General features: G+C 72.0%; 18 protein-coding genes. 3 read left to right on the top strand and 15 right to left on the bottom strand.

What is annotated here, in order from left to right; translation table 11 throughout:
- Positions 1 to 26: 26 nt before the first annotated feature.
- From P2Q00_RS23260 to P2Q00_RS23320, 13 genes are all read right to left on the bottom strand, one after another.
- Positions 27 to 1,157, bottom strand: a complete 1,131-nt coding sequence (locus P2Q00_RS23260) for an ROK family protein (RefSeq protein ID WP_275774811.1) — start codon at positions 1,155 to 1,157, stop codon at positions 27 to 29.
- 8 nt (positions 1,158 to 1,165) lie between these two features.
- Positions 1,166 to 2,494: a carboxylesterase family protein gene (locus tag P2Q00_RS23265; RefSeq protein ID WP_275774594.1), complete on the bottom strand. Its 1,329-nt coding sequence runs from the start codon at positions 2,492 to 2,494 to the stop codon at positions 1,166 to 1,168.
- Positions 2,491 to 3,372: a carbohydrate ABC transporter permease gene (locus tag P2Q00_RS23270; protein ID WP_275774595.1), complete on the bottom strand. Its 882-nt coding sequence runs from the start codon at positions 3,370 to 3,372 to the stop codon at positions 2,491 to 2,493. Before P2Q00_RS23270 ends, P2Q00_RS23265 begins: the two co-directional genes overlap by 4 nt.
- Entirely contained in the window at positions 3,369 to 4,241 is an 873-nt protein-coding gene (locus P2Q00_RS23275) for a carbohydrate ABC transporter permease (protein WP_275774596.1), read from the bottom strand. The genes P2Q00_RS23270 and P2Q00_RS23275 overlap by 4 nt, the downstream gene beginning before the upstream one ends.
- Positions 4,238 to 5,536, bottom strand: a complete 1,299-nt coding sequence (locus tag P2Q00_RS23280; protein WP_275774597.1) for a sugar ABC transporter substrate-binding protein — start codon at positions 5,534 to 5,536, stop codon at positions 4,238 to 4,240. The genes P2Q00_RS23275 and P2Q00_RS23280 overlap by 4 nt, the downstream gene beginning before the upstream one ends.
- 153 nt (positions 5,537 to 5,689) lie before the next feature.
- Entirely contained in the window at positions 5,690 to 6,496 is an 807-nt protein-coding gene (locus tag P2Q00_RS23285) for a hypothetical protein (protein WP_275774598.1), read from the bottom strand.
- Positions 6,493 to 7,758: a glycosyltransferase family 4 protein gene (locus tag P2Q00_RS23290; protein ID WP_275774599.1), complete on the bottom strand. Its 1,266-nt coding sequence runs from the start codon at positions 7,756 to 7,758 to the stop codon at positions 6,493 to 6,495. The genes P2Q00_RS23285 and P2Q00_RS23290 overlap by 4 nt, the downstream gene beginning before the upstream one ends.
- A 75-nt stretch (positions 7,759 to 7,833) precedes the next feature.
- Positions 7,834 to 9,069 carry a vWA domain-containing protein gene (locus P2Q00_RS23295; protein WP_275774600.1) on the bottom strand — a complete coding sequence of 412 codons (1,236 nt, stop codon included), beginning with the start codon at positions 9,067 to 9,069 and terminating at the stop codon, positions 7,834 to 7,836.
- Positions 9,066 to 10,298 (bottom strand): AAA family ATPase, encoded by a 1,233-nt coding sequence (locus tag P2Q00_RS23300; protein WP_275774601.1) that lies wholly within the window; start codon positions 10,296 to 10,298, stop codon positions 9,066 to 9,068. Before P2Q00_RS23300 ends, P2Q00_RS23295 begins: the two co-directional genes overlap by 4 nt.
- A 94-nt stretch (positions 10,299 to 10,392) precedes the next feature.
- Positions 10,393 to 11,808, bottom strand: coding sequence for an amino acid adenylation domain-containing protein (locus P2Q00_RS23305; protein ID WP_275774602.1), 1,416 nt, complete (start codon positions 11,806 to 11,808; stop codon positions 10,393 to 10,395).
- A 104-nt stretch (positions 11,809 to 11,912) separates the two neighbouring features.
- Positions 11,913 to 12,932 (bottom strand): 4-hydroxy-2-oxovalerate aldolase, encoded by a 1,020-nt coding sequence (gene dmpG, locus P2Q00_RS23310; RefSeq protein WP_275774603.1) that lies wholly within the window; start codon positions 12,930 to 12,932, stop codon positions 11,913 to 11,915.
- Positions 12,929 to 13,867: an acetaldehyde dehydrogenase (acetylating) gene (locus P2Q00_RS23315; protein WP_275774604.1), complete on the bottom strand. Its 939-nt coding sequence runs from the start codon at positions 13,865 to 13,867 to the stop codon at positions 12,929 to 12,931. Before P2Q00_RS23315 ends, dmpG begins: the two co-directional genes overlap by 4 nt.
- Positions 13,864 to 14,670 (bottom strand): 2-keto-4-pentenoate hydratase, encoded by an 807-nt coding sequence (locus tag P2Q00_RS23320; protein ID WP_275774605.1) that lies wholly within the window; start codon positions 14,668 to 14,670, stop codon positions 13,864 to 13,866. Before P2Q00_RS23320 ends, P2Q00_RS23315 begins: the two co-directional genes overlap by 4 nt.
- A gap of 100 nt (positions 14,671 to 14,770) precedes the next feature.
- On the opposite strand from P2Q00_RS23320, the gene P2Q00_RS23325 reads away from it, so the two are divergent.
- The 3 genes from P2Q00_RS23325 to P2Q00_RS23335 all read left to right on the top strand — a co-directional run bounded on the left by P2Q00_RS23325 (position 14,771) and on the right by P2Q00_RS23335 (position 17,814).
- Complete coding sequence (locus tag P2Q00_RS23325; RefSeq protein WP_275774812.1) at positions 14,771 to 15,493, top strand: IclR family transcriptional regulator; 723 nt, start codon at positions 14,771 to 14,773, stop codon at positions 15,491 to 15,493.
- Positions 15,494 to 15,567: 74 nt separating this feature from the next.
- Positions 15,568 to 16,773 (top strand): cysteine desulfurase-like protein, encoded by a 1,206-nt coding sequence (locus P2Q00_RS23330; RefSeq protein ID WP_275774606.1) that lies wholly within the window; start codon positions 15,568 to 15,570, stop codon positions 16,771 to 16,773.
- Positions 16,774 to 16,911: 138 nt separating this feature from the next.
- Positions 16,912 to 17,814: a TIGR01777 family oxidoreductase gene (locus P2Q00_RS23335; RefSeq protein ID WP_275774607.1), complete on the top strand. Its 903-nt coding sequence runs from the start codon at positions 16,912 to 16,914 to the stop codon at positions 17,812 to 17,814.
- A 14-nt stretch (positions 17,815 to 17,828) separates the two neighbouring features.
- On the opposite strand, the gene P2Q00_RS23340 is transcribed toward P2Q00_RS23335, so the two are convergent.
- A complete protein-coding gene (locus P2Q00_RS23340; RefSeq protein ID WP_275774608.1) occupies positions 17,829 to 18,851 on the bottom strand; it encodes a TolB family protein in 1,023 nt (340 codons plus the stop codon).
- Positions 18,848 to 20,131, bottom strand: coding sequence for an MFS transporter (locus P2Q00_RS23345; RefSeq protein WP_275774609.1), 1,284 nt, complete (start codon positions 20,129 to 20,131; stop codon positions 18,848 to 18,850). Before P2Q00_RS23345 ends, P2Q00_RS23340 begins: the two co-directional genes overlap by 4 nt.

Consider the following 20,131-nt stretch of genomic DNA (forward strand, 5'->3'; position numbering starts at 1 on the left):
TGGTGGGTCTGATGGCGTGGGGGGAATCACTCGGCGGGTACGAGTGGGCCGAACAGCTCGGTGTCCATGCGGTCGAGCGCCAGCTTGACGGCGCCGACGAGCGCGGCGTCGCGGCCCAGACCGGTGGCGCGCAACTCGACCGCGGGGGTGCGGGCGGCGCGCAGCGCGTCCCGCACCCGGGGCAGCAGTACATCGGCCGCGTCCTCCAGACCGCCGCCGAGCACGATCAGCGACGGCGCGACCGTCCACGACAGGGTGGTGAGGATCGACGCGATGTTCTCCACGAGCTCGTCGACCTCGGCGAGCGCCGTCGCGTCGCCGGCCCGGGCCGCGTCGAAGCGGCCGAGGGCGATGCGCCGTTGGGCCGGTTGTGGTGAGGTGAGCCAGGCCACCGGACGGTCCTCGACCGAGCCGGTCGGTATCGAGGTCGCCTCGACGATCTCGCCCGCGGCACCGTCGAGACCGCGGTGCACGGCGCCCCGGATGAGGATGCCGAGGCCGGTGCGGTTGCCGAGAATCGCCCATACGACGGTGTCGTGACCGCCGGCCACACCTCGCCAACGCTCCCCGAGCGCACCGAGGTTGGTGTCGTTGTCCGCGAACCAGGGCACCCGGATGCGCCGCCCGAGTTCCTCGGGCAGGTGCACTCCCTGCCAGCGCGTCGTGTGCACCAGGCTCCGGACCACTCCCTCGTCGTCGATCGAGCCGCCGCTCGCGACCGCACCGGCGCGCAGCCGCTCCGGCGATCCGCCCGCGTCGTCGAGCGCCGCCAGCACCAGCGACGCCGCGTCGTCGAGCGTGAGCTGCGGATCCTGGTAGGCGCGCAGCGGCCGGTGCGCGCGGCCGACGATACGGCCGCGCACGTCGGCCACCACCGCGGACACGTCCTCGGTGGTGATCTGCACGGCCGCCAACAGGGCGTGCTCGGCCCGCAGTTCATAGCGACGGGCCGGGCGCCCGGCACAGCCGACGGTCGGCACGCGGTCCAACTCGCTGACCCAGCCCGCCTCGACGAGCGAGTCCAGGATGAGCTCGATGGTGCGGCGGGAGAGGGCCGTCTGCTCGGCGAGCACGGTCAGCGTCGTCGGCCCGGCGGACACCGCCAACGCCCGCAGGATGACGGAGGTGTTGACCCGTCGGACGGCGCTTTGGTTCATCCCGGACATCAGCACGCCTCCACCGCCGCGCGTACGACGGGATCGAACACCCCGGTGGTGTCGGCCGCGAACGGGGCACCGGGCCGACCGTACTCGCGCGCCGGGTCCCCGAGCGCGCCGGTCGACCTCGCCCATCCCGGTTCCTCGCCGCGGACGAACCCGACCAGATCGGCGTGCATCGACGCGGCCAGCCCCGCGGGCGGGTGCGGGCCGAGTGCCTCCGTGACACCGGGTGCGTCGAGGACGTCGTAGAAGAACGGGATGTCGATGCAGTGCGTGGCGCCTGAGGTGACCGGGGAGGGCCATTCGAAGGAGTACAGCCAGGTGCCGGCGGGTGCGTGCCGGCGGGCCGCTGCCGCGCGTGGGCAGGCGGCGCGGAAGAGGGTGTCGGTGACGCGGGTGCCCGCGGCGCGTGCGGATGGCGGTGCGGTGGGGCCGTCGAACTCGTCGCCCGTCGCACCGAGCAGCAGGGGTACGTCGTGTCCGTGCACCGCGAGTCCGTCGGCGACGGGCACCGGCAGGACGTCGTCGCCCGCGGTCGGCCCGAGCACGATGGCTTCGGCTCCTCGCAAGTCCCTGACTCCCTGCTGCAGTTGCTCCCTCGTGAGGCGGGCGAATCCATCGCGCGTCGGCGGCACGGCGAGTCTGTTCCCGAGCCGTTCGAGGAAGCCGCGAGTGGTGTCCACCGCCACCTCGAAGAACCCGCCGGACAGACTGACCGCCCGTTGGAAGCGCCCCCTCGCCGCCGGTGACGAGAGCAGCGCCAGGACCGCCGCGCCCCCGGCCGACTGCCCCGCGAGGGTGACCCGGCCCGGATCACCGCCGAACGCGGCGATGTTGTCCCGCACCCAGTCGAGGGCGAGCAGCAGGTCACGCAACCCGAGATTCGCGGGTACGCCGTCCAGTGGGGCGAACCCGTCGACGCCCAGGCGGTATCCCACCGTCACGCAGACCACTGAGTCGCGGGCGAAGGAGCGGCCGTCGTACCAGGGACTCGCCGGGCTCCCCGCGAGGAAGCCGCCGCCGTGGACCCACACCAGGACCGGGCAGCCTTCGCGGTCGGCCGGGGCGACGACGCCGAGGTTCAGCACGTCCTCGCCCGGCACCGACGGCTCGGGGATCGTGGTCGTCTCGAACAGCGGCACGACCTGGGCCGTGGCGCCGTGCCGCGACGCGTCGTACGGCTCCGGGAACCGGCCGCGCGGGACCGGCGCCGCGAACCGCCGTACGCCGACGGGCGGTTCGGCGTACGGAATGCCGAGGAAGCGCCGGACCCGGCCGTCACGACGGCCGACGATCGTGCCCGCGGGAGCCCGCACCGTGTCTGTCGTGGTCACCGCATCCCCGTCCCCGCCACACCCTGCACGAAGTAGCGCTGCAGGAACAGGAAGAGCACCAGCACCGGCAGCATCACGACGATTGCGCCGGCGAGCATCAGGCCGTAGTCGGTGACGTGGGCCGCCGCCTGACTGGTGGCCGCGAGGCCCACCGGGAGCGTGTAGGTCGACATGCTCTGGGCGACGACCAGCGGCCAGATGAAGTTGTTCCACGAGTACAGGAACGACATGATCGTGATCGTCGCGACCGCGGGTCCGGCCAGCGGAAGGAAGATCCGGAAGAAGATCCGGAACTCGCCCGCGCCGTCGATCCGGGCCGCCTCCAGCAGCTCGTCGGGGATCGACAGCGCGTACTGCCGCATGATGAACACCGACAGCGGCAGGGCGACCGAGGGCAGTGCGATACCAGTCAGGGTGTCCGCAAGACCCAGGTCGACGGTGATCACGAACTGGGTGATGAACACCGAGGTGACCGGCACCATCATCGCCGCCATCACGGCCCCGAACGCGAGCCTCTTGCCCGCGAACTCCAGCTTGGCGAGGGCGTATCCGGCAGCCGACGCGGCCACCACATTGCCGACGACCACCAGCACCGCGACGACGATGCTGTTGACCAGGAACCGGCCGAAGCCCTGCGTCCTGAACAGCCGGACGAAGTTGTCGAAGGTGACGTGGTGCGGCAGCCAGGCGCCGGGGTCGGAGCGGATCTCGTCGAGACTGCGCAGCGAGCCGCCGAGCACCCAGACGAAGGGCAGCAGCGTGAGCAGCGCGCACAGCAACAGGGCGCCGTAGAGGAGAGGTCGGGAGACGGAGCGGCGGCGCACGGCGAGCCGCTCGGTGGTCGGTTCGGCGTTCTGCAACGCGGCTACGGCGGTCATGAGCGGGGCCTCAGCAGTCGGAACTGGACGACACTCACCAGGGCGACAAGGACGACCATCACGAAGGACGCGGCCGAGGACACGCCCAACTCGCCCACCCCGAACTGGTGGTAGGTGTACAGCGCCACCGACTCGGTGGAGCCGAGCGGACCGCCGTCGGTGAGCAGGTACGGCTCGTCGAAGACCTGGAGGTAGAAGACGGTCAGCAGCACGGAGACCATCAGGGTGGTCGGCATCAGCATCGGCAGGGTGATGTGCCTCAACTGCCGCCATTTTCCCGCCCCGTCGAGCGAGGCCGCCTCGTACACGTCCTGCGGGATGGCCTGCAGACCGGCGAGGAACAGCACCATCGCCGTGCCGAAGTTGCGCCACACGCCGAGCGCGATGACCACGGGCATGGCCAGGTGCGTGTCGTCCAGCCAGTTCGGTCCGGCGAGACCGATGGCGCCGAGCACGGTGTTGACGGTGCCGTTCTCGTTGAAGGCGTACCGCCAGATCAGGGCGACCGCCACGATGTTCGTGACGACCGGCGCGAAGAAGACGGTACGGAAGGCGCCGCGCAGCCGTCGGATGCCGGAGTTCAGCGCGAGGGCGAGCACGAACCCGGCCCCCATGGTCAGCGGCACCCCGACCACCACGAAGACCGCGGTGTTCAGGATGTCCCGCACGAAGCTGTCGTCCTGGAACAGTCGGAGGTAGTTGTCCAGGCCGGTGAAGTTGACCGCGAACGGATGACGCAGGTCCGTGCCCCGCAGATCGGTGAGGCTGAAGCCCAGTGCGGAGACGGCCGGGATCGCCGTGAAGAGCAGGAACACCACCGTGAACGGCGCGAGGAACAGCCAGGCGACGGCCGTCCGGCGGGCCCTCACTTCGCTCCCGTGCCGAGACTCTCGGCGTACGACTGCACGTTCGCCGCGGCCTTTGCCGCACTCTGCGTGCCCTTGGCCACGCCTTCCATCTCCTTGCCCAGCCGGGTGGCGACCTGCTGCCAGGTGGTCACCTGGGGGAACGCCCGCGTGTTCTTGAGCTGGGTGAGGAAGGCGTCGAGCAGCGGCTGCCCCTTGATGGCCTCGTCGTCCCAGGCGGAGACCACGGCCGGCAGCGAGCTGTACGCCTTGTACTGCGCGACCTGTGTGCTCGGCTTGGCGAGGTACCGGACGAACTTCCAGGCCGCGTCCGCGTTGCCGCCGTTCGCGAGCACGCCCCAACTGCCGCCCGCGGAGAAGGAGACACTGCTCGACGAGCCGGCCGGCAGCGGTGCGGTGGCGACGTGGGACGCCGTCCAGCCGTCCTTCTTGGCAGCGGTGTCGAGCTGGCCGATCACCCACGGCCCCGTGATCATCGTGGCGGTCTTCCCGGACACGAAGTACGGCTGCGCGTCGAGGAAGGTCGGCCCGCTGGTGTCGGCGGTCCTGGAGGTGAAGAACGACGCGTTGTACTTCAGCGCGTCGACCATGGCCGGTGTGTCGAGGGTCCACTTGCCGCCCGAGAGCAGCGAGCCGCCTGCCTGCCAGGCGTACATCGCGACGTCCTGGCCGTTGAACACGTCCCAGCCGATGTCGGCTCCCAGCCCGTGCCCGGCGCCCGCGCGCTGGAGGGCCTTGAAGAACGGCACCATCTCGTCCCACGTCGTCGGCGCCTTCACGCCGGCCTTCTTGGCGAGGTCGGAGCGGTAGACGAGCGCGTACGTGTACGCGTACCAGGGCACCGTGTAGGCGACGCCCCCGGCCACACCGGCGTCCCACAGGCTCTTGAAGAAACTGTCGGGTTCGACGAGACCGTCCGGCACGGCCCGCAGGATCGAGGAGTCGAGGAACTGCGCCTGCGACTCCGGGAAGAACTGGGCGACGTCCGGCCCCTTGCCCGCCGCGATCGCCGACTGGAGCTTGGTGTAGTACTCGGCGTTCGGGATCAGCGTGAACTTCACGCTGAGCTTGGGGTTCGCGGCCTCGAACGGCTTGATCACCTTGTTCAGCACGTCGGCGTCGCCCTGGGCGGCCCAGACGTCGAGGGTTCCGGTGGCCGGGCCGCTGCCGATGGGCGTGGCGGAGGCTTTCGCGGCGGCGGTGTCACTGCCGCGACCGCAGCCGGTGAGGGCGGTGGCGCCGAGAAGCGCCAGGCCGGCGGTCAGTTTCAGGGCACCGCGTCTGGAGGGGTTGGACACTCGGGGGCTCCTGGGAATTTCGCGAGAAAGCAGCGTTATTGGCTGCCAGCGAAGCTACGAACGCGGTGTTGCGGCGGCGTGGCCGAGCCATCACGAATAATTTCGGAACTTGTAGCGAAATCCATTGGTCCTGATATGTCGGGAATCACCCCTTCAGTCGGCCTGGGTCACCTCCACCGAGAGGTCGTTGTCGACCGTGTAGTAGGGCCGCACCACCGTGCCGCCGACCCTGACCGGCGGATAGACGAAGACCTCCTTGCGGTCCGCCACGTCGTCGAGGAGGCGGGCGACCCGGATGAGGGGTGCGCCCGGCTCAGGCAGTACGAAGACGTTCCAGACGCCACTGCCGGTGCCTGTCGCGGTGGCCAACTCCGCGCAGCCGACGGTGAAGGAGAGGCTCCGGCCGTCGCTTGCGACCTGCGGCTCCAGGGTGCGTACAGCTCCGTCGCGTCCGCGCAGACGCAGCTGTACGGCCGCTCCTGTTCCGAGGGATGCGCCGTGCAGGCGCGCGGTCACCGTCATCGACCGGTCCGTGACGTCGATGCCGTCGGCCTCCGCGTGGGCGGGGCGCAACCAGGCCCGGATCGCGAGGTGGCCGTCCTTGGTGACGTAGGGGATGCGGACGGCCAGTGGTGACGGCCAGTCACGGAGGCGGCCGTCGACCAGGGCCCGCAGATCGCGCAGGCCGGGACGCAGCCGCTGCCGTTCGCCCTCCGGCCCGCGCAGCAGGTACACGTCCCAACGGCCCTCCGCGAGGACGGGCTGCGGGCCGAGGACGGCGCGGCTGCGGCCGTCCCCGGCGGGCTCCAGGCAGAGGACGTGCAGGGTCTGCTCGGGCCGGCCCTTCTTCGGGCGCAGCCGCAGCAGCAACTGCTCGCCCTCAACCGGCCGCGCCGCCAGGTCGAACGTGATCCGGCCGTTCACGTCGACAGCACAGCCCACGCGTGGTTCCGTACTCACCGCTGCCCCCTTCGTATCGCGCGCCGCACAGCGTCGGCCGCGGTCAGCGCGGTGTCGCGGGCTGCGAAGCCCTGGCCGGCCAGGACCTGGTGCATCCGGGCGCGTCCTCGTGCGACCTGCCGGCCCGCTCTCCGCGCCGAGACCGCCTCGGCGAGCAGCTCCTCGGCCTGCTCGACCACCGGGCCGGGAGCGAACCGTCGCGCGTTCTGCAGGGCCGCCCGGCCGCTGCGGCGGCGCCGCTCGTCGTCACGCACCAGTTCCAGCAGGGCCGCACCCAGCGCGGCACGGTCTCCGACGGGCACCAGCCGGCCGTCGACCCCGTCCTCGATGATCTCGCCGGGCCCGTACGGGCAGTCGGTGCTCACCACCGGCAGGCCGCAGCGCATGGCCTCGACGATCGTCATGCCGAACGGCTCGAAGTCGGAGGCCGTCGCACCGATCGAGCCCTTGACCCACTCCGCCTCCATGGGGGCCGCCGCACCCATCAGGAACACGTTGTTGTACAGGCCGCGTTCCGCGATGAGCCGTTGCAGCCGGGCGTGCTCCCTGCCCGTGCCGTAGATGCGCAGCTGCCAGTCCGGGTGTTCGGCGGCGACCACGGCGAAGGCCTCGACGAGCAGGTCGTAGCGTTTCACCGGGACCAGCCGGCCGGCCGCGACGACCACCTTCGCGCTGCCGTCCGCGGCCGGCAGCGCGGGATCCGGCACGCTGTTCGGCAGCGCCTGAACCCGTACACCCGGCAGCCGCATCTTGCGCCGGTAGGTGCCGGCGTCCGCCTCGGTCACCGTGGTGAGCACGTCGAGCCGGCGGTAGGCCCGCCGCAGCGCGCCGCGCAGCCGCGGCGAATGGTTGTCCAGGGTGAGGTGTTCCTGCCCGATCCGTGCGACATGCCGCGGAGCTTCCAGCGCGAGATGCACATTGAGCCCAGGCCGGGTGCCGATCACCACGTCGGCATCGGTCCCGGCGAGGCATTCGCCGATCCGCCGGTCGGTCAACTCGCTGTACTGCCCGTACCGGTACTCGGCGCGGGGGAACACCCTCGCCGGCCTCAGATGCAACTCGTGCTCCTTCTCCTGCCTGAGGTCCACCAGGGGCCGCAGCGTCACCCTCGGGTCCAGGGCGAAGCTGGGGTGCTCCCGGTGCCGCAGCACGGAGACGATCTCCACCTCGTGCCGCTCGGCCAGTGCCTGGGCCAGGTTGAAGGTGGTGGTGATCGTGCCTCCGATCCCGTAGGCGTTGTGCAGCAGGAAAGAGATCTTCATGTGGGGTGGACCCGTCCAACTCCCCTACGGTTGCTGTCTGTTACCACTTCGTAGTGCGCACCGGGCCGCGGGCGCCTACCCGATGTCGACCACCCGGGCCCATACGGGCGGCGTGTCCGGCACATGGTCGGGATCCTCCTCGTCCCAGCTCGCGTACTGCCGGGGGAACAGACCCACCACCGTCCGGCACGCCGGCCGCGTGTCCGGCCAGGGCGTCTGACCGTCGGTCAGCACCACGACGACATCGGGGCGCGGCCGGGTGCGCAGCGCCTTCGCGAAGCCCGTGCGCAGATCCGTACCGCCGCCGCCCACCAGCGGTATTCCCTCGGCCCGGCACAGCGGGTGTGCGATCCGGGCCGCCGCGTCGCACGGCACCACGGTGACCAGGTCGCGGCGGCCGCCCACGGCACGGGAGATCGCGGCCACCTCCAGGAGCGCGCTGCCCAGTTCGGCGTCACTGACCGACCCGGACGTGTCGATGACCACCGACACCCGGGGCGGCCTGCGCCGCAGGCTCGGCAGCACGACACCGGGCAGCCCCGCCGAGCGCCGCGCGGGCCGGCCGTAGCTGTAGTCCTCGCCCGCGCCCGAACCGGAGACCGCCGAACGGACCGCCGCGCCCAGCAACTCCCGCCATGGCTGCGGCGGATGGAAGGCCTCCTCGGCCCACCGCCGCCACCCGTCCGGCGCTGTCCCCGGACGGCCCTTGAGCCCCTCGGCCACCCGGAACCGCACCGCGTCCTGTTCCTGCGCGCTCAGGCCGTGCGCGCCGTCCGGCCCCAGCTCCCACTCCCGTTCCAGCCCGTCGGCGCCGCTGCCGCAGTCCAGCCAGGCCATGCTCTGCGTGCGCGCGCCGAGGGTGAACCGGCGCAGATAGTCCTCCATGAGCTGCCCCTCGGACAGCCCCAAGGTCCCCGGATACACCGCTCCCTCGGGCTGGACCAACCCGTCGCCGTACACGTCGTCGTTGATCTCGCAGTCCGCGGCGATGTTCATCCGCAGCCGTTCCCCGGGGCCGGTCAGCCCGCGCTCCCGGGCCACCCGGTCACTGCGCCCGTGGTGGTCGCGCAGCAGGTGCGACACCTCGTGCACCCATACGCCCGCCAGATCCTCGACCGGCATCCGGTCCACGAACGCAGGCGAGACATAGCACCGCCAGTGCCGGTCGACGGCCATCGTCGGTACCTGCCGCGACTCGACGGTGTACAGGGCGAACAGGGCGGTCGCCAGGTAGGGCCGGGCCCGGGCGGCCTGCAGTCGGGCGGCGAAGAGCTTGTCGAGGTCCAGTGCCCCTGATTCGTCCGCGTTCATCGGCCTGCCTTCGCCGTGAGCGCGGCCCGCCCCGCCTGATCCGCCCGCCGGGACACGGACACCGCTCCGGCGAGCTTCTCGATCGACGCCGGTACGTCCCAGTCCTCGCGGCGCAGCGTGGCGAGCGTGGTCGCGGGCACCACCACCAGGTCGGGTGCTCCGGTCTCCAGCGCACGGACCAGAAGCGCCCACGCCGCGTCCCAGCGGGACTTCTCCGGGCGGTTGCGTACCGCCGCCACCACACCGTCGAGCACGGCCTGGCGCAGATCACCCCGCTCGGGCAGTTCGGCACCCGCGGGGTCGGCGAGCAGCACCTCGGGGTCCGGAAGGTCCAACCGGTCGAGACTGGCCAGCAGTTCAAGCCCCGGACCGTCGCCCACCGTGCCCCGCACCAGCAGCGAGAGCACGTCCCGGGAGGAGCCGGCCGCGGTCGCAAAGGCGATCAGGCACAGTGTCATCTCCCAGCTTCGGGGCGAAGGCCAGGCACCGCCCCGGCGCATTTCATTACTGGGCAACTGGTGCACGAGCTTGGGGCGCGCGGTGAGCAGTCCGCACACCGCACGGCGGGCGAAGTCCACCGCCTCCGACAGCCTCGACGGGCAGAGCCGCGGCAGGGTGGCCCGGGGCCAGGTCCCGCCGAGGCCGCGTACGACGACCTCGTGGTCATGGGTCCACTGAAGATGGACGAACCGGTTGGCCAGCGGCGGGCTCAGCTCCCAGCCGTCGGCCGCCGAGGACCGCGGATTGGCGGCGGCCACGATCCGTACGCCCGGCGGCAGTTGAAGGGCGCCGATCCGCCGCTCCAGCACAAGGCGCAGCAGGGCGGCCTGCACCGCGGGCGGCGCGGTGGACAGCTCGTCCAGGAACAGCAGCCCCCGTCCGGCCCGCACCAGGCGAACCGCCCAGTCCGGCGGGGCCATCGGCACACCCTGCTCGGCCGGATCGTCTCCCACGACGGGCAGCCCCGAGAAGTCGGACGGCTCGTGCACGCTGGCGATCACCGTGGTCAGCGGAAGGTCCAGGGCCGCGGCGAGCTGGGTCAGCGCCGCGGTCTTGCCGATCCCCGGCTCACCCCACAGCAGCACGGGCAGATCGGCGGCCACGGCCAGCGTGAGGGCTTCGAGCTGGATGTCGGGGCGGGGTTCGGTGGTCGCGTCCCGCAGCAGGGTCAACAGCTCGGCCGCGACGTCGAGTTGGGAAGTAGCAACGAGCGGAATGTGTGCAGACATGTTTGATCACCTTTGGGTTCGTGAGTGAGCCGAGTGGGCAGTCGCGAGAACGCGGGAACGCGGGAACAGAGACCGCGGGAACAGAGACCGCGGGTCAGTAGAAGGTCGCCAGACGCAGGCGTTCGCGGCGGGCACGGGGACGGCGACGGTCCTCTCCGGGGCGGACACGGGCAGGCGGACCCCCGCGCCCGATCAGGCCCGCCCGGAACAGGCCGTAGGTGATCCGCCGTTGCGCGGTCGCCTCCAGTTCGTCCCGCAGCGGGCCGTCGCGCAGCACCGCGTCGGGGCCGAGCAGGCCTTCTACGACGGCCAGTGCGCCGGCGACGTCGCCGTGGTCCAGGCGTTCGCGGACACCGGTGAGACAGTCCGGACGCCGGTGCGCCTCGTCGATCGCCTGCAGACAGGGCAGCGGCGTACCGGTCAGCGCGACCAGCAGCTCCTCGCGCCGGATCTCGGCCGGGGCGTGGTCCAGCGGCACCAGCACCCCGTCGACCAGACCGATCCGGTGCCGGGCGCCACGGCATTCCACGAGACGCGGATGTCCTGGCTGTTTGGCAACGCCCGCCGGACCGGGCGAGTAGTCCGGTACGAGCGCGCCGGCCACCAGCGGGTGCAGCCGATCGGCCTCGATCGAACCGGTACGCAGCAGTTCCAGATCGGGCGGTACCCAGGTTCCCGCATCAGGGAGCACCGGAAGCGCGGGGCCGCCCGCACGCGTGGACTTGGCGCTGTCCGCGAGCCGCAGCGCCGAAGACTCCCTTTCGAGGTTCACGTCCAGGACCAGCCGATGCCGGCCCCCGAGCCGCACGAGGACGGAACCGGTGGGTCCTTGCCGTCCTTCGGCGCGGAGCAGAATCCCCGCCTCGGCGGCCCACCGGTCGAGGGCGCAGCGATGCCGGTCCGGCACCGTCTTCAGCAACTCCGGTTCCGGTAGGAGGTGTTCGGGCTCGCCCGGCCGATCGGCCCCGGACCGGATCCGCAGCTCGTCGGCCCTGCTCGCATCCCACAGATGCCGGTGCAGATCGAGACGGAAGCGGCGGCTGGGATGCGGGTGCGGATGGCGGCGGGCGGCGGCCTCGGAGTGGGATCCGTCCCACAGCCCGAGGCTGATCCGCTGCCCGGCGTCCGCCCAGGCCGGCGGCGTCCGCGCCACGAGGTGCAGCGGACCCGGTCCGTCGCGCTCCGCGGCGTCGTAGCGGGCCAGGGCGATGGTCAGCCCCGGGCGCAGCAGCCCGTCGGGAGCGATCCTCGGCATGTGCCAGCGCAGCAGTTCGGGTGCCAGCTGCCGTAGATCTGCCCGGACTTGGGCCGCGAGCGCCCGGCCGTGAGTGTGTGCCACGGAGCGCGGACTCAGGTCGATGTCAACGCCTGCGGCGGCGCATGCTCCGGCCCAGTCGCCGACGAGGCGGCGGGCAGTCGCGGTCTCGATCATGGAGGGCGGCACGGCGAACTCGCGCACGCGCAGCCAGAAGGAGAGGTGGGAATCGCCGTTCGCGATGTGAGTGGCCATCAGCACTCACCTTGCGCGGACGGGACCCCCGATCTGACAGCAGAATGAGTAGTCATCGCGGGGATCGTAACGATCCCCCGACCCGATCGGCCACAGGTTTTCGATCAGGACATGCTCTCCTCGCGGGCGAGCAGATCCAGCGCGATGTCGGTGATCATGTCCTCCTGGCCGCCCACCATGCCCCGTCGGCCGGCCTCGACGAGAATGCTGCGGGTGTCCAGGCCGTGCCGGGCGGCGGCGGTCTCCGCGTGGCGCAGGAAACTGGAGTACACACCGGCATAGCCGAGGCTGAGGGTCTCGCGGTCCACCCGTACCTCGCGGTCCTGCAGCGGTCGTACGAGATCGTCGGCGGCGTCCATCAGCGGGAACAGGTCGCAGGCGTGCTGCCAGCCCATGAGGTCGGCGACCGCGACGAACGCCTCCAGCGGGCAGTTGCCTGCCCCCGCCCCCTGCCCGGCGAGGGAGGCGTCGACGCGGACCGCGCCGCTCTCGACGGCGACGACGGAGTTGGCCACGCCCAGGGCGAGGTTGTGGTGGGCGTGGATGCCCAACTCCGTGTCCGGGGACAGGACTTCGCGGTAGGCGCGGAAGCGGTCGCGGACGCCGTCCATGGTCAGTCGGCCGCCGGAGTCGGTGACGTAGACGCAGTGCGCGCCGTACGACTCCATCAGCCGTGCCTGGCGGGCGAGTTCGGCCGGTTCCGCCAGGTGGGACATCATCAGGAACCCGGCGACGTCCATGTCCAACTCGCGGGCGGCGGCGATGTGCTGGGCCGAGATGTCGGCCTCGGTGCAGTGGGTGGCGATGCGGACCGAGCGGATGCCCAGAGCGTGCGCCTGCTTGAGGTCGCGGACCGTGCCGATGCCCGGCAGCAGCAGCGTGGTGGGGATCGCCTGCCGTACGGCGTAGGTGACGGCCTCGATCCACTCCCAGTCGGTGTGGGCGCCGACACCGTAGTTGATGCTGGAGCCGGCCAGGCCGTCGCCGTGGGCGATCTCGATGGCCGCCACACCGGCCGCGTCCAGGGCGGCCGCGATGGTGCGGGCCTGGCCTGTGGTGTAGCGGTGGCGGACGGCGTGCATGCCGTCCCTGAGGGTGACGTCCTGGATGTACAGGCGGGTCATCGGGAGGCCACCTCCGTGGTGCGGTTCGCGGCCATGCGTTCCGCGGTGCGCAGCGCGGCCGAGGTCATGATGTCGAGGTTCCCGGCGTAGGCCGGGAGATAGTGGGCGGCGCCCTCGACCTCGAGGAGCACGGACACCTTCAGCGCCTCGTCCGCGCCCGGCGCGAGGCTGCGCAGGGGGTCGTCGGCGGCCACCCGCTCGTACTGCACCTTCTGCTTGAGCCGGTAGCCGGGCACATACGCCTGGACCCGGCCGACCATCTCCTCCACGGATGCCGTGACGGCCTCCGTGGCGCAGTCGGAGACCAGGCAGTGCACGGTGTCCCGCATGATCAGCGGAGGTTCGGCCGGATTCAGGACGATGATCGCCTTGCCCTTGGAGGCGCCGCCGACCTGCTCGATCGCCGAGGAGGTGGTCTCGGTGAACTCGTCGATGTTGGCGCGGGTGCCGGGGCCCGCGGAGCGGGAGGCGATGGACGCGATGATCTCGCCGTAGTGGACCGGGCCGACCGCGCCCACGGCGGCGACGATCGGGATGGTGGCCTGGCCGCCGCAGGTCACCATGTTGACGTTCGGGGCGTCGAGGTGGGCGTCGCCGTTGACCGGGGGGACGACGTAGGGGCCGAGGGCCGCCGGGGTGAGGTCCACAAGGGTGCGGCCCAGAGGCCGTAGAACCTCGTCGTGGTGACGGTGGGCGCCGGCCGAGGTCGCGTCGAAGACGATCTCGACGTCGGCGAACTCGTCGAGTCCGACCAGTCCTTCGACGCCCTGGTGGGTGGTGGCGACCTTGAGCCGGCGGGCGCGGGCCAGACCGTCGGAGTCCGGGTCGATGCCGGCCAGCGCGGCGATCTCCAGGCTCTCCGACAGCCGCAGCACCTTGATCATGAGGTCGGTGCCGATGTTGCCGGAGCCGATGACGGCGACCTTGGTGCTCACTGCCGGGCTCCTTCCGTGGCGAAACGGACCCGCACCGAGCCCAGGTCCTGGATACGGGCCTCGAACTGGTCGCCCGGCATGGCGGGCACCATCGGCCCGAGAGCCCCGGTCAGCACGAGGTCGCCGGCGCGCAGCGGATCGCCCCGCTCCGCGAGGGCCGAGGCCAGCCAGACCGCCGCGTTGAGGGGGCTGCCCAGGCAGTCGGCGCCGGTGCCCTCCGAGACCGTCCCGCCGCCGCGGGTCATGGTCATCGTCACGGTGCGCAGGTCCACGGCCGTCAGCGGTACGGGAGTGGCGCCCAGGACGTACAGACCGCAGGACGCGTTGTCGGCGACGGTGTCGACGAGGGAGATGTCCCATCCCTGCACCCGGCTGTCGACGATCTCCAGGGCGGGCAGCGCGAAATCGACCGCGCGCAGCACGTCCACGACCGTGCACCGGGGGTGCGGCAGGTCGCGGCCGAGCACGAGCGCGACCTCGGCCTCCACCTTGGGCTGCATGAGCCGCCCGGCGGCCACCTCGCCCCCGTCGGGCACGGCCATGTCCGCGAAGAGTGCGCCGAAGTCCGGCTGGTCCACGCCGAGTTGGGCCTGTACGGCCCCAGAGGTCAGGCCGATCTTGCGGCCGACGATCCGCCGTCCGGCGTCCAGACCGCGCCGTACGTTGAGCTGCTGCACGGCGTAGGCGCCCTCGATGTCGCCGACGTCGAACAGATCACGCACCGGCGGACAGGCGGCCCGGGTGCGGGCGGCCTTCGCGAGCAGGGCGGCGGCCTTGACGACAGCAGGTGGGGCGGGCGGCATGGGGCACCTCCAGGGAGCGGCGGTTCGAACTCCGGTATAGACACCACCGGCGGGAAGGCACAAACTCTGTTCCGTGACACGGAACAACAACACCGGCAGCATGCTGGAGAAGGCGGCCGTCATCCTGGAGTGCTTCAGCCCCAGTGGCGGTCCGTTCCGTCTGTCGGAACTCTCCGAGCGGGCGGGGCTGCCCAAGCCCACCGTGCACCGGCTGGCCGCCGACCTCGTCCGGCTGGGCTGGCTGGAGCGGACGGGCCCGCAGTACCGGCTCGGCGCGAAGCTGTTCGAGCTGGGCTCGCTGGTGCCGCACCGGCTGGATCTACGGGAGACGGCCCTGCCCTTTCTCCAGGACCTGTTCGAGGCCACCCGGGAGACCGTCCATCTCGGCGTGCGCGAGGGCATGGACGTCGTCTACCTCGAACGCATCCACGGCCACGAGGCCCTCCGGCTGCCCTCCCGCATCGGCGGCAGCCTGCCGCTCAGCTGCACGGCGGTGGGCAAGGCCCTGCTGGCCTTCTCCGGCACCGACCTCACCGAGGAGGTGCTGTCCCGCCCCCTGCCGAGCCTCACACCCCACTCGATCACCGACCCGGCCCGTCTGCGCACGGCCCTGGAGAAGATCCAGGTGTCCGGTCTCGCCTACGAGGAGCAGGAGGCCGCCCTCGGGGTGAGCTGTATCGCCGCCCCCGTGTTCGCGGGCGGCACCACGGTGGCCGCCCTCTCGGTGGCCGTACCCCGCACCCGCTTCAGCCCCGCCCAGCTGGCCCCCGCCGTACGGACGGCGGCGCTCGGCCTGTCCCGGGTCCTGCGCGGAGGTGGCTGACACGTGCTGTTGCCACGCCCGCCCGTGATCGCGGAGGATCTTTGCCCCGGCCCGGTACCCACAGGAGCTCTCTCGTGACGTACGACATCACCGCCATCCGCTCCCAATTCCCGGCCCTGACCGCCGGAACGGCACACTTCGACGGCCCGGGCGGCACCCAGACCCCGCAGCCCGTCATCCGGGCCATCGCCGACGCACTGTCCAACCCCCTGTCGAACCGGGGCCAGGTGGCGCCGGGGGAGCGCAACGCCGACACCATCGTCACCGGGGCCCGCCGGGCCATGGCCGATCTGCTGGGGGCGGATCCGTCGGGGATCGTCTTCGGCCGCAGCGCCACCCAGCTCGCCTACGAGTTCTCCCGCACCCTCGCCAAGACCTGGCAGCCCGGGGACGAGGTGATCGTCACCCGCCTCGACCACGACGCCAACATCCGCCCTTGGGTCCAGGCCGCCGCGTCGGCCGGCGCCACCGTACGCTGGGCCGACTTCGACCCCGCCACCGGGGAGTTGACACCCGACGACATCCGCGCCGTCCTCTCCGAACGCACCCGGCTGGTCGCCGTCACCGCCGCCTCCAACCTGATCGGCACCCGTCCCGCGATCACCGAGATCTCCCGGCTGGCGCACGAAGTCGGAGCACTCAGCTACGTCGACGGCGTCCACCACGCCGCCCACACCCTGGTCGACCTGGAGCAGCTCGGCGCTGACTTCTACGCCTGCTCCCCGTACAAGTTCCTCGGCCCCCACCACGGAGTCCTCGCCGCCCGGCCGGAGTTTCTGGAGACCCTGTGGCCGGACAAGCTCCTGCCCTCCACCGACGCGGTTCCCGAACGCTTCGAACTGGGCACGCTGCCCTACGAGTTCCTCGCGGGCACCACCGCGGCGGTCGACTTCCTCGCCGGCCTCGACCCGAGTGCCACAGGAACCCGACGACAGCGCCTGACTGCCGCGTTCGCGGCCCTCGAAGCCCACGAACACACCCTCCGCACCCAGATCGACAAGGGCCTGTCCTCCCTCGAAGGCATCACGGTCCACTCCAGGGCGGCCGACCGCACCCCCACCCTGCTGCTGACCTTCGAGGGCCGTGCCACGACCGACGCCTACCGCTTTCTCGCGGAGCGCGGCGTCCACGCCCCGTCGGGATCCTTCTACGCCATCGAGGCCTCCCGCCGGCTCGGCCTCGGCGACACCGGCGGCCTCCGCATGGGGCTCGCCCCCTACAACAGCGCGGACGACGTCGACCGGCTGCTGACCGGACTGTCCGAGTTCCTCACCCTCTGAGACGAGCGGACCGGGGCGGGGCCAGGACTGCGGGGGAGTCCTGGCCCCGCCGTGGTGTTGGAGCAGGTGTATGTTTGAACAGTCAAACGCATCGAACGCGTTGACTGGTTCCCCGCTCCCGGATCGAGGCCGGTTCCCATGCACGTCGTCATCAGTGGTTCCTCAGGGTTGATCGGCGGCGCACTCGCTGCGTCGCTGCTGGCCGACGGTCACCGTGTGACCCGGCTGGTCCGGCGGGAGCCGCAGGCCCGGGCCGACGGAAGCGTCGAGGCGCGGTGGGACCCGCGGGCGGGTGCGGTCCATGCGGCGGTGCTCGACGGCGCGGACGCGGTGGTCGGGCTGGCCGGCGCCGGGGTCGGTGACCGCCGGTGGACCGCCGCGTACAAGAAGGAGATCCGCGAGAGCCGGGTGCGCGGCACCGGCGCCCTGGCCACGGCGATCGGCGGCTGCGAGAAGCCGCCGGCGGTGTTCGTGTCGGGGTCCGCCGTGGGCTACTACGGCGAGACCGGGCAGGCCGTGGTGGACGAGTCCGGCGGGCCGGGGGAGGACTTCCTGGCCGGCGTGTGCCAGGAGTGGGAAACCGCCGCTGACGGTGCCCGGGCGGCCGGTACGCGGGTCGTCACCACCCGCTTCGGGATCGTCGTGTCGGCCGCGGGAGGGGCGATGGGCCGCCTGCTGCCGCTGGCCCGGGCGGGGCTCGGCGGGCGGCTGGGCAGCGGCCGTCAGTACTGGAGCTACATCTCGCTGCCCGACACGGTCCGCGCTCTACGCCACATCATCGACACCGATTCGGTCGGCGGCCCGGTCAACATGACCACCCCGCACCCCGCGACCAACCGGGACATCACCGCCGCCATCGGCAAGGCCCTGCACCGCCCCACGATCCTGCCCGTCCCCGGCTTCGCGCTGCGCCTGGTGCTGGGGGAGTTCGCCGACGGCATCCTGATGAGCCAGCGCGTGGTGCCGCAGCGGCTCCTGGAGTCCGGCTTCACCTTCGAACACCCGACGTTCGACGCAGCCCTGAGGGCGGCGGCCGGCTGACGCCGGACGTCCCGTCATCCCAGGTAGGCGGGGGCGACCGCGGACGTCATCAGGCGGCGGTCCGTGCCGGTGCCGTCGGCGGGGACGGTCCACAGGTCCGAGCCGTAGTCGCCGGGGAGGGCGTAGACAAGGGTGGAGTTGTCCGCCCACAGGGCCTGGTCGTCGATGTTGCGGTGCTCGGCCGTCGCGGTCTCCTTCATGGTGTGCAGGTTCAGGACGTACAGCCGCCAAGGGGCGTCGGGAGAGGCTCCCTTGACGCGTTTCTTGTAGGCGATGCGGGTGCCGTCGGGGGAGAGGGACGGGCATTCGACGTTGCGGTGCAGGGTGGTGAGGGTGCGTGCCCCGACGTCTCCTCGTACCAGGTAGGTCTTGCCGCCCGTCGCCAGCGTGGCGTAGAAGCGGGTGTCGTCGGCGAAGGTGACGCCCCAGATGTTGGTGTCCGCGGCGCGGTAGGTGCGTCCGTCCTTGATGACGCGGAACGTCTCCAGGTTGTCGTCGATCTTCCAGGTGCGGGTGTCGACGATGGCCGTGCGGGTGGAGAAGTTCGTGCCGGCGTAGGAGTCTCCGCTGACGAAGACCGTCCAGGCCACCAGGTGGCCGGAGGGCGAGACCCGGGCCCGGGTGGGGATGCCCGCGGCCGGGAAGCGGTGCAGCTCGTGCAAGTGCGAGTCGAGCACCACCGCGCGGTAGGTGTCGCGCAGCGTGCCGTGCACGGCCTGCAGACAGATGCCGGTGCCGGCCGCCGCGTGGAAGCGCAGGCACTTGACGCCCGACGCGGTGCGCGGCCCCTGCGGATCGTCGGCGGGCACGGTGGCGATCTCGTCGCGATGCGGGCCCCAGGCCAGATTGCGCACCAGCAGCCGCCGGTCGGCCGTCGGGCGGAGCGAGACGGTGCCGGTGCGCACGGTCGGACCGTTCGCCTGCTGCTGGTCACGCATGCCTGACCGGTGGGCGGCATACAGCACCGCCCCGGTGCCGACGCCGCCGAGCAGCAGGACGGCGACCAGCAGGATCACCAGACGGGTGGTTCGGGTCATGCGGACACCTCGGCGGGGGACGCTTCGTCGGCGGGTCGAAGGACGAACGAGGCCGCCAGGGCGCTGACGGCCAGTGCGGCGGCGGTGACGGCGAGCGCGGTGCGGCCGTCCCACAGACTCCAGGCCGCGCCGAAGGCGAGCGAGCAGGTGAACCGCGCCATCGCCTGCCCGGTGCCCACCAGGGCCTGCCCGGCCCCTTGGTGCTGGGCCGGCACGGCGCCGGCGGTGGCCGCCGCAAGAACCCCGTCCGTGGCCGCGTAGAAAGTGCCGTGCAGCACGAGGACGGCGACCACGGCGGGAATGCCGTGCCAGGGGGAGAGCACCAGGCCGTAGCCGAGCAGCAGGACGCCGTGGCCCGCCAGGAAGAGCCGGCGGCGGCTGACGCGGTCGGCGAGTGCGCCGAGCGGGACGGCGAGCAGCAGGAAGAAGGCGGCGGTGCCCAGCGGCAGCAGCGGGAACAGGTCGGCGCGCAGGTCCCCTTCGCGCTGGAGCAGCAGATACAGGAAGGAGTCGCTGACGGTGGTGAGACCGAGCAGGGCCGCGCACACGGTGAGCCGGCGCAGCTCCGGGCGGCGCAGCAGGCCGAGCGAATCGCGCAGCGCCGGCCGGTCCGGCTCGGGCAGCTGCACGGCACCTGCGGGCTCGATACGGCGGGGCACGAACAGCACCAGCACCAGGACCCCGAGCACGGCGACGCAGCCGCTGACCGCGAAGACCGCGTCGTATCCGTCGACGGTGGCCCGCAGCACGGCGAAGGCGACGAGCGGGCCGAGCAGCGCGCCGGTGGTGTCCATGGCGCGGTGCACCCCGAACGCCCGTCCCCGGTGCTCGGGTCGGGTGGCCAGCGAGATCATCGCGTCCCGGGGTGCGGTGCGCAGCCCCTTGCCGGTGCGGTCGACCGCGAGCACGCCACTGAGTACGGGGAGGGTGTGGGCGAGCAGCAGCAGCGGCTTGCACAGTGCCGACAGGCCGTAGCCGAGGCCCGCCACGACCTTGTGCCGGCGGCCGCCCCGGTCGGCGAGGTGGCCGCCGGCCAGTCTCACCAAGGCCCCCACGCCGTTGTTGATGCCGTCGAGGAGACCGAAGCCGAGCGGCGACAGGCCGAGGCCCGCGACCACGTAGAGCGGCAGGACGGCCGTGACCATCTCCGAGGAGACGTCCGTGATCAGGCTGACCGCACCCAGGGCCAGCACGGTGCCGGGGACAGCGGCCGGCCGCCGCCCCGGACGGGTGTCCGGGGCGACGGCGGCCTTGGTGCTGCGGGAGTCCGCGAGATACAC

Source organism: Streptomyces coacervatus, from assembly GCF_029223485.1.
Classification (GTDB): Bacteria; Actinomycetota; Actinomycetes; order Streptomycetales; family Streptomycetaceae; genus Streptomyces; species Streptomyces coacervatus.